Here is an 824-nt window from a genome sequence, read left to right as displayed (position 1 = left end):
AATCACAGAAGAAGACGCTATGTTGATGACTAATCCACCGCCGACTCATGCTGAACTCATTTTATTGGCACAGCATAAAAAGGCAGAACTTATTGCACATGCATCTGAGGTCATTGATCCGATGCGTGATGCAAAAGATGGCGGTTATATTGATGATGAAGACATTCCGCGTCTGGCTGCATGGCAAAAATATCGTTATGAGTTAACTAAAGTTGATGTATCGAATGCGCCAGATATCGAGTGGGTTGTGGTACCAGAGTGACAAATCCCCCGTCCCTTAGGGCGGGGGATTTGTTATGGTATGTTGGGCAACGTTAATCCGTTAGTAATTGAGTTTTGCCCTTGAGACTAACGCGCGACTAAAACTATGTTCTTTATATTATTTGATATTTTAACACTGAAAATATCAACATAGTTATGGTAAGGAATAGATAATACATACACTATGGGTACCGTTATAACTGATGCTATTAATGCAGCATGTGAATACTCAATCCCGTATGCAGACATGAAGTTAAAAATATATGGACATGTCACATAGAGTATTGGCTGATGAAGCACATATACAGAAAAAGACAAAGCCCCCATTCGAACCAAAAACTTATGGGATAAAATTCTTGATAGAAAATCAGTTTTAATAATGGAGAATATAATTATAACCCCAGCAATATTATTAAATAATGTATAGTTATCTATACTTCTCCCGTCAATTTTTATGCTCATTAGGTAATTGAAGTTTTTATAAAAAGCTCCATTGGTAATATATCCACAAAAAAACAAACCAGCCAGAAGAAACGGGGGGGTAAGAAGAATTAGAATACCTG

The 824-nt window shown here is 36.9% G+C and carries 2 protein-coding genes; one reads left to right on the top strand and one right to left on the bottom strand.

The annotated features are described in order from the left end of the window. A partial coding sequence (locus tag AEP37_RS23895; RefSeq protein ID WP_049615671.1) for a tail fiber assembly protein occupies positions 1–262 on the top strand: 262 nt, incomplete at its 5' end. Between the two features lie 86 nt (positions 263–348). Here AEP37_RS23895 and AEP37_RS27085 read toward each other — a convergent pair. After that, a partial coding sequence (locus tag AEP37_RS27085; protein WP_049615670.1) for an acyltransferase family protein occupies positions 349–824 on the bottom strand: 476 nt, incomplete at its 5' end.

It is taken from the genome of Yersinia pekkanenii, from assembly GCF_001152565.1.
Taxonomy (GTDB): Bacteria; Pseudomonadota; Gammaproteobacteria; order Enterobacterales; family Enterobacteriaceae; genus Yersinia; species Yersinia pekkanenii.
This window is presented reverse-complemented; position numbering and strand designations above follow the sequence as displayed.